At 65.6% G+C, this 8,371-nt stretch carries 11 protein-coding genes; 5 read left to right on the top strand and 6 right to left on the bottom strand.

Annotated elements, in window-relative coordinates; genetic code table 11:
- The 6 genes from DQP58_RS16375 to DQP58_RS16350 form a co-directional block, all read right to left on the bottom strand.
- A partial coding sequence (locus DQP58_RS16375) for a serine/threonine-protein kinase (RefSeq protein ID WP_133259386.1) occupies window positions 1–894 on the bottom strand: 894 nt, incomplete at its 3' end.
- An 89-nt stretch (window positions 895–983) separates the two neighbouring features.
- Window positions 984–1,787 carry a mycofactocin-coupled SDR family oxidoreductase gene (locus DQP58_RS16370; RefSeq protein ID WP_112709354.1) on the bottom strand — a complete coding sequence of 268 codons (804 nt, stop codon included), beginning with the start codon at window positions 1,785–1,787 and terminating at the stop codon, window positions 984–986.
- Between the two features lie 183 nt (window positions 1,788–1,970).
- Window positions 1,971–2,579 (bottom strand): nitroreductase, encoded by a 609-nt coding sequence (locus tag DQP58_RS16365; RefSeq protein WP_240629869.1) that lies wholly within the window; start codon window positions 2,577–2,579, stop codon window positions 1,971–1,973.
- An 80-nt stretch (window positions 2,580–2,659) separates the two neighbouring features.
- Window positions 2,660–3,415 (bottom strand): SDR family oxidoreductase, encoded by a 756-nt coding sequence (locus tag DQP58_RS16360; protein WP_112709352.1) that lies wholly within the window; start codon window positions 3,413–3,415, stop codon window positions 2,660–2,662.
- Between the two features lie 35 nt (window positions 3,416–3,450).
- Entirely contained in the window at window positions 3,451–3,861 is a 411-nt protein-coding gene (locus DQP58_RS16355) for a cupin domain-containing protein (RefSeq protein WP_112709351.1), read from the bottom strand.
- A gap of 27 nt (window positions 3,862–3,888) precedes the next feature.
- Window positions 3,889–5,058 (bottom strand): NAD(P)/FAD-dependent oxidoreductase, encoded by a 1,170-nt coding sequence (locus DQP58_RS16350; RefSeq protein ID WP_112709358.1) that lies wholly within the window; start codon window positions 5,056–5,058, stop codon window positions 3,889–3,891.
- Between the two features lie 604 nt (window positions 5,059–5,662).
- Between DQP58_RS16350 and DQP58_RS16345 the strand changes: the two genes are divergently transcribed.
- The 5 genes from DQP58_RS16345 (at window position 5,663) to DQP58_RS16325 (ending at window position 8,146) form a co-directional block, all read left to right on the top strand.
- Window positions 5,663–5,845, top strand: a complete 183-nt coding sequence (locus DQP58_RS16345) for a hypothetical protein (protein ID WP_112709350.1) — start codon at window positions 5,663–5,665, stop codon at window positions 5,843–5,845.
- Between the two features lie 121 nt (window positions 5,846–5,966).
- The gene (locus DQP58_RS16340; RefSeq protein ID WP_112709349.1) at window positions 5,967–6,524 is read left to right on the top strand and encodes a hypothetical protein; all 558 of its coding nucleotides are present in this window, start codon (window positions 5,967–5,969) and stop codon (window positions 6,522–6,524) included.
- A 33-nt stretch (window positions 6,525–6,557) separates the two neighbouring features.
- Window positions 6,558–6,965, top strand: a complete 408-nt coding sequence (locus DQP58_RS26640) for a hypothetical protein (RefSeq protein ID WP_133259385.1) — start codon at window positions 6,558–6,560, stop codon at window positions 6,963–6,965.
- 258 nt (window positions 6,966–7,223) lie between these two features.
- The gene (locus DQP58_RS16330; protein WP_112709347.1) at window positions 7,224–7,499 is read left to right on the top strand and encodes a hypothetical protein; all 276 of its coding nucleotides are present in this window, start codon (window positions 7,224–7,226) and stop codon (window positions 7,497–7,499) included.
- Window positions 7,496–8,146, top strand: coding sequence for a hypothetical protein (locus DQP58_RS16325; protein ID WP_112709346.1), 651 nt, complete (start codon window positions 7,496–7,498; stop codon window positions 8,144–8,146). The genes DQP58_RS16330 and DQP58_RS16325 overlap by 4 nt, the downstream gene beginning before the upstream one ends.
- Window positions 8,147–8,371: the final 225 nt, after the last annotated feature.

Genomic DNA, 8,371 nt, shown 5'->3' with positions numbered 1-8,371 from the left:
GATGGCCATCGCGTCGGGCTTCAGGCCGTTGCGGCGCAGGCTCTCCTGCAGTCCGCGACCGAACTCCGCCGCCGAAGCCGGCCGCTCGGCCGCGTCGACCGCCATCGCCGTCTCGATCGCCGAACACACCGCGTCGGGGATCCCGCCGGGGCGCAGGTCCGGCACCCGCGTGTTGTTGATCCGTGTGTAGTGCGCGAGCAGGTCTTCGCTGCCGCGGCGCTCGTAGGCGGGGCTGCCGGCGATGAGCGAATACAGGGTGGCGCCAAGCGAATAGACGTCGCTGCCGACGGTCGCGGGATCGCCCGCCATCACCTCGGGCGCGAGGTAATCGATTGTGCCGGAGAACAATCCGGCCGCCGTTTCGTATCCGCCGGCGATGTGGGCGGTCCCGAAGTCGGTCAGTTGCGGTTCGCCGTAGTCGTTGACGAGCACGTTCGCGGGCTTGATGTCGCGATGCAGCGTGCCGCTCAGGTGTGCGGTTTCCAGTGCGCCGCAGAGCTTTACGCCGATCCGCACGGCTTCCGGCCAGGCGATGGGGCCCTCGCGCTGCACCCGCAGGCCCAGCGAGCCCGCGGGGCAGTACGACATGACGATGTACGGACGGCCGCTCGCGGTCAGGCCGACCCGCAAAATGTTGACGATGTTCGGGTGCCCCGAGAGCCCGCCCATGGCGTAGCCCTCGCGCAGAAATCGTTCGCGGCCGGCGTCGTCGCTGAAGGTCGGTAGCACCTTGATCGCCACATTGCGCCCGAGCGCTGTCTCGCGACAGCAGTAGACCACCCCGGCGGCGCCCCGAGCGATCTGGCGGGCGTTGTCGAACCCGGCAGCGGCTAACTCCGCCACGACCTCGCTCGCTCCCGACGCGCGGGCGCGAGCCTTGGGTTTTTCAGCCATTACCTGGCCCCAGCTTCCCAGGCGATTGATCAATCGGGGTCAAGCGTAGCGAACATCGGTTCGCCGTCAGTGCGGTTCGTTGGGGTTCGTCAGTGGATGCGTGCGCTGCCGCCGAGGCCGATCTCGAGCACGCTTCCGGTGATCACCCCGGGGTCGGTGACCAGGTACACCACGCCGCGGCTGACATCCTCGGGCTGCAGCCAGGGTTGCGGTATCGGGTTGGCTTTGGTCATCCGGCGCACGAGGTCGTCGGGGACGTCGTCGCTTCCGGTGGGTTGCACCATCGGCGTCTGGGTGGTGGTCGGGCAGACGACGTTGATCGTGATGCCCTCCTTGGCGACCTCGAGGGCGGCGGACTTCGCCAGGCCGATAACGCCCCACTTGGTGGCGTTGTAGGCGGCCAGCTCGGGGATGCCCATGCGGCCGCCCATCGAGGAGGTGACGACGATCCTGCCGAACCGCTGCTGGCGCATCGCCGGTATCGCGGCGCGCAGGGTGTGAAAGGCGCCGGTCAGGTTGGTGTCGATCAGCTGTTGCCAGACCACGTCGCTGACGTCTTCCAGCACCCCGGTGCTGACGATTCCGGCGTTGGCCACCACGATGTCGAGGCTGCCGAGGTCGGCGACGGTCTGGGTGATCGCGGTGTTGACCGCGGCCGCGTCGCGCACGTCCAGGGTGATCGGCACGCAGCGCCGGCCCAGTTCCTCGACGAGCTTGGTCGTTTCCCGTAGGTCGTCCTCGGTACCCAGGGGGTAAGTCAGGTCCGTCATCGCGGCCGGGGCATCGGCGACGACGATGTCGGCTCCTTCGGCGGCCAGGGCCAGCGCATGTGAGCGGCCCTGCCCGCGAGCCCCGCCGGTGATGAAAGCCACGCGTCCGTCCAAAGCACCCATGGCGGTAAAGCTACCAGCCGCGAAATCCGCTGATGCGCGGCAACTTTGAATACGGTTCGACGCACGGCTACGGGCAGCTGCCGAGGCCGCCCACCGTGCGGTGGCGAGGACGCGAATTCAACCCACGTGATCCCCGGTCACCGTGGGCCCTTTTCGAGATGCTGTCCGCGGTTTCGGTGTGGGTCAGTCCTGGAGGAATGCGACATTGTCGGTGACGGGGTTGCGAGGGATGTCGAGGTGGTTGGCCACGAACACGGGGTCTTCGTAGCCGATGCACAACCCGCACAGGACAACCAACTCGTCGGGGATGCCGAGTTGGTCGCGCGCGACGTCGGGATAGAGCGCCGTGGACACCTGGACGCAGCTGTCGATGCCGCGATCGGTGAGCGCGAGCAGCAGCGTCTGCAGGAACATGCCCACGCCGATCGCATCGGGAAGGCCGAGATCGCGGTGCATGCAGACGATTCCGGCGACCGGGGCGTTGAAGAAGTCCCAGTTGCGTAGCTGCGCGGTCCAGCGGCCAGCGGCGTCGTCGCGGGCAACACCCATCGCGCCGTAGAGGAGTGCGCCGAGTTGCCGACGCAGCTGGTTGTGCGATTCCGGCAGACCTAGCGAGGGCGGCGGAGCGGCGCGTACGGCCGCGGCGAGTGCGGCCCCGAGGCGTCTCCGCCGGGTGCCGGTGGTCAGGAACACGTGCCACGGCTGCACGTTGGAGTTTGATGGTGCCCGCATCGCCAGAGTCAGGGCCTCTTGCAACAGTTCGTGTGGAACTTGCTTGTCGGGCAGAAACATTCGCGTGGAATGCCGCCGCAGCACGACGTCGTCGAAACGGTGACCCGGTGACGAGGGGCCGGCGTCGTTCAGTTGGGCGGTCATCGCTGATCCAGCCAATCGGCGAGATGTGTCGGCGCGATCTCGGCGCCCTCGCCGGTGACCAGGCTGTTCTGCTCGACGGGCGTGCCGAAATAGGTGGCCTCTGGGTCGACGTTGATCGGCAAGTCCTTGCCCTGCTTGGCCAGAACGGCGCGAGCCATCTCGGCGAACGTCATCTTCTCCGGGCCGCCGAGGTCGAGGACGCCCTGACGCGGCGCGTCGTCGGCGACCCGGGCCACGAGGGCGGCGACCTCGGCCGAGGCGACCGGCTGAATCAACGCGTCCGGAGCCTGGACCTGCCCGTCGACGATCAGCGAGGCGGCGATGCCGTCGGTGAACTCGTGGAACTGGGTGGCCCGGACGATGGTGTACGGCAGATTGGACGACGCGACCAGCTCCTCTTGGCTGTGCTTGCCCTCCAGGTAACCGCGACCCCTCAGCTTGTCGACACCGACGATGGACAGCAGCACGTAGTGCCCGACGTCGGCCCGTTGGGCGGCCGCGAGCAAAGTGGTCGCCGATTTCGTGAAGAAGTCCCGCGACGGGCCGTCTTCCAGGCTGGGTGAGTTGAGGACATCGACGACGACGTCGGCATGCGCGAATGCGGCGTCGACGCCGTCGCCGGTGATCGCGTCGACACCTGACGAGCGCGACGCGGCGGTCACCCGATGCCCGGCGGCGGTGAGCAGGTCGACGACCTGAGCGCCGATCATGCCCGTGGCGCCGACGACCGTGATGTTCTTCGAAGTGCTCATGAGGAGTGCCTTTTCTGACGAGGGTTGGGGGTGGACTATTCGGAACGCGGGACGCGACGGTCCTTGCGGGCTTCGAGCTCGTCGGCGTCGACCAGAACGAACATCTCGGTGCCGGGGCGACAGAGCATGGTGACCAGGAACCGCAGGGGAACATCGTCGCGGTTGTTTCCGTCGGAGTAGTGGATGACGTCGCCACCGGGCTCCCAGAACGCCTCGCCGGCCTTGATGACGCGGGGGGCTTCGCCCTCTAGCTCGAAGAGCATCTCGCCCTCGAGGACGTAGCCGAAGCACGGCCCGCCAGGGTGGCGGTGCGGCGGGGCGCCCGTGTCACCGGGACCCCACTCGATGATCGCGGTCATCGCGTCGGCTCCCTCGGGGATGTGCGGCGGCTTGACGGACTGGATGACGGTCATCGCCGTGGCGAGCATTTCCATGACGTCGGACATCGGATCTCCTCTGGTTGGTGTGGTTCGCTATGCCTTCGTCGCCAGTTGCTCGACGTGCGCCTGTCGTTTGCCGGCTCTCGGCCAGAAGTAACTGCCGGGCTTGCGGGCCTCCTTGATCAGGAACGACAGGGTGCCCTTGCACACGGATTCCTTGATGGTCGCGGCGAGGCGCCCACCGATGTGCATCGGCAACGCCTGGTCGTTGAAGTGCGACATCTGGATGGTCCCGGCATGGCGACCCAGGCTGATGCACTGCCCGACGGACGCCGGGTTGATGTCGGCGGGCTCCCTGCCCTCGACGCGGGCCAGCAGGGTGTCGGCCGCGTGCGACGCCAACGGCATGGCCAACTGGCAACTCATGCGCAGCGGCACGCCCGAGGGCGAGGCTGCATCACCTGCGGCGATGATCGATGGATCGTCGAGATAGGTCAGGGTTTCGTCGGTCAGCAGCCGGCCGAGCCGGTCGGTGCGCAACCCGCTGTCGGCGGCCAGGCTCGGTACGCCGAAGCCCGCCGTCCAGACCGTGGCGGCACTGGGAAGGACGCGGCCGTCGCGCAGGGTGACGCGGTCGGCGCTGACGGCGGCGACCGTCGCGTTTTCGATGACCTCCACACCCAGCTTGCGCAAGCGCTTGGCCACCGAACGGCGGCCCCCGGACGCCAGCGACGGTCCGAGTGCGCCGGTGACCAGGATGACCTTTCGGCCCGCCTCGGCGAATTCGGAGGCCGCCTCGATCCCGGTCAAGCCACCGCCCGCGATCACGATCGGTGCGGATAACGAGACGTCGGCGAGCCGCTTGGCGAGGCGCCGAGCGGCCTCCAATTCGCCGAGAGGATAAGCGAATTCGGACGCACCCGGCACCGACGACGGTACGGCCGCGGTGCTGCCGACGGCGTAGACGAGATAGTCGTAGTCCAGCGTGGTGCCCGAACTCAACCGGACCTGGTGGGCGGCGGAGTCGATGCGTTCGGCGAGAGCGACGACCAGGCGCACCCGCTCGGAAAGGAGCGCGCCGTAGTCGGCGACGGCGTCGTCGTTGCCCGCGACCAGTTGGTGCAGTCGGATGCGCTCGACGAATTCCGAGCGTGGATTGACCAGCGTTATCACGACGTCGTCGCGCTGAGTGAGCCGGTTGGCGGCCAATACTCCGGCGTATCCGCCGCCGATGACGACGACGCGGGTGGCGGCGGCGGTCATGTCGTTCATGCGTGCTTCCTTCCGTATCGGATACACGACGACGTTGTCACGCAACGGGGCCGCTAAGGACCACGGAAAGTCCGTAGTCCTTGGGCGACCCCGGCCCGGGAAAGTGGCACACATCATCGGCTCGACTGGCGACAACTCGAGCTTGGAGAAGACAGTTGGGCGATCCGGCGCGGACATGACAACCGAACTCGATTGGCGGGCACGATCCCGAATCGTCGGCGGACCGCGTTATGTTCGCCGCCGACGCGTTCGAACACGTCGTGCGACTGCATGTTCGAAAGTTTCGAGCAGCGCTACCGCTGGTAATCGTGGAGCCGATGACGGGAATCGAACCCGCGTATTCAGCTTGGGAAGCTGTTTCCGGCGCTGCTCAGCAAAACGTCGCCGCAGGTTGAGGGCACCGGGCTTTTCAGGGTCAGTGCAGGTCAGTGACCCTATGAGGGTCAGTCGACACAGGCACCAATCCTGCGACCTGCACTCTTCGCCGCGCCCAGCAATGCGCGAGGATGCGGGAGCAGTGCGGGAGCAGCAGCACCGCGAGCAGCAAAGTCGAACGTATGGGCGAATGTGCGATAATTGGTGCGGAGGGGATGAAGTGGACAGGATGACGGAGTGCGGCGGGGCGCTCGTCTACGCGGATGAGTTCGAACGCGCCTACGACGACCTCATGGTCGGGTGGCTGATCCAGCACCCCGAAGCGTTAGACGACCCTCAGGCGATCCGCCGCGCAGCACTCGTCGGCATCGCAGCCGGGATCGCGGAGCTAGCCGACGCCTGAGGCACCGCGCACGGCCTGAGCGCCCACACGCGCCCAGTTGAACGATAGAGCAGACAGAGCACACCCGAAGTACGCCGCGACATACCGAGAATTGTCGGTGCGCGCTGGGAGAATACTGTGCATGAGCGAAAACACCTCAGACGCCAGCGACGGCGACACCACCGGCAGCGAACCGAAGGCCGCGAGCACAGAGTTCTACGAGAGCCTGACGCAGACGACGGACTACTACGCCGCGCCGCACCGCGTATTGCAGAGCCTTGCCGACAGCGCCGATTTCGGCGGGGCAGGCAAGGGCATTCCGATCACTCTGTTTCTTCAGGGCGGCATGATCGCGGGCCACATCACGAGCGGCCAAGATTTCTACCGCAACATGGCTGATCTGTTCCGCGAGGGCGTCAGCAGTGTGACCGACGACGGCGAGCTACCCGAGTACGCCGACGACTACGCCCGTCGGACGTTCGAAGGTGCGGCGGACGACATCGACAAGATGATTGCGGATGACGATAAAGCCTTTGAAGAGCACGGCACCAAGAATTCTCGTTGGGTTCTGACGCGGCACATTCACTTGAAGGACGCGTATTACACGGTGCCGGGGTCGCAGTCGATCAAGCGGGATTACGTGAGCGTGCAGTTGTGTCAGGTTGTCGGCTGGACTCTTGGCGTCACGATGTGGGGCTAGCTAAGACGCCCAACGCAGAAGGTGGACTCTCTCGTGGATCAGGCGTGGATCGGTGTAATCGGCACTGGTATTGGTGCCGCCCTCGGTGTCGCGCCCACCAGCATCAAGGCGGTGCTCGACTGGCGCACCGCTAAGGCTGACCGGGAGCACCGCGAGCGCGAGGTCCACCGAGCGCAGATCAAGGACTGGCGTGACGGTCTGAACTCTGCTCGCATCGCTGACCAAGGTTGGGAATCCGCGCAGAACGATCCGCTGATGCAAAATACGTTTCTGACGAGAGAAGAGAGACCAAACATAGTCGGCACTCCGTGGTTTCTCTCTCTGCGCAAACATCTTCCGGCGGAGTATCAGGATGAGGTCGAAGTTCACTGCGATAAAGAAACGGCCTATGCGCTCGGCAAAGAGATCGAACGTATTGAGCATGAGTGGCTCGGAGATTAGCTGACACGGGTATGCCGGACCCCCGCCGCTTGGGTAGACTTGAGGTAGAGCCACAGACGCACGTAACGCACCAATATCGACACCAAGGTCTGTTACAAAGTCAGACGATGGCCGCGCGCAAATCGGCGCGGTACCTGACTCGGAGACGCACGCCCGTAACCACTCGGCACGATGCCTTCGCATAGAGCAATCACTGCTTGCCGCGAGGGCATTTTCTGTTTCTCCCGGCAGCACATAAGCCGATAGGAGAACACATAGATGACCACCAACGTCTACCCGTCCGCACTGCACATCGCGAAGGCAAAAGCGAGACTCGCTCGACTCGACCGCCTCGCAACGGAACTAAGCTGCGTGCACTACGAGCTTCTGACTTTGAGCCGCGAGGTACACGCCTCGGAGCCGGACCTCAGTCATACGTTGATGAACGCAGCGTGTGTGGCGAAAGTTGTTTGCGCCGACAGTATCTCCAAGACTGTTGAGAACATCGCGACGCATCTGCCGGTCGCCTTGTCTGAAGAGAGCGCGGCACAATGACCACCGCAGTCGCCGAACAGACACCCGCCCTGGAACACGCATCCGCCGTCACGCTCGATGGGCGAATCCGACGCATGGCGGAAAGCACCGGACGCCACCTAGACGAGCTTGCAGCGCTTGTCACACAGGCGAAAGCGGGACGGATACACGAAGCGCTCGGATACGCGAGCTGGCCCGCGTATCTCGCATATGCGCTCGCACCGCTGTGTAGCGCCAAGGGCCGTCAGGCGCGGCGCGAGATCGTCGCCTACCTTGCGGAGCACGGCATGTCGGTGCGGGCCATCGCAGCCGCCACCGGCACCGCGAAGAGCACGGTGGCTGACGATCTGCGGGTGTCCGAAAACCGGACACCTGACGGAGCGCGAGTGATCGGACTCGACGGCAAGCGCCAACGGCGGCAACACCAAACGAGCAAGCGCGGTCGTGCGTTCACCTTGACAACACAGCGTGCACGGCTTGCCGCCAAGATCGTGAGGACGATTGACGAGTTGCAAAGTCAGGCCGACGAACTGATCGCGCTCGGCGGTGACGAATGGGACTGTGGAGATGAGCTGATCGAGAAGGCGCAGCAGGCGATCAGCGTCGGTTGCGGGCTGACCTCACTGCTCGACCAGCCGGCCCAAACCCCAACTGCGCCTGTGCGTTGAGCGCACCGTGGCGGGGAGTTTGCGCCTCACACCCGCCACGGTGGCCGTCTATCGGTTGACCGGGGCGAGCACAGGGGCCGATTCCCGTACCCGCCCCGGTCAGGTGACCGGCCTAGGTGTGGCTGCCACGACCTGCGTTGACTGTGCATCGCGGCTGCGCGGTAGCCCGAGCTCGGACGGATCGTCGGCGATGCGCCACGGAATCACGCACATGGGTGCCGGACC

It is taken from the genome of Mycobacterium colombiense, assembly GCF_003284975.1.
GTDB classification, from domain to species: domain Bacteria; phylum Actinomycetota; class Actinomycetes; order Mycobacteriales; family Mycobacteriaceae; genus Mycobacterium; species Mycobacterium europaeum_A.
Note: the sequence above shows the minus strand (reverse complement) of the source record. Positions and strands in the feature narration are given on the sequence as shown.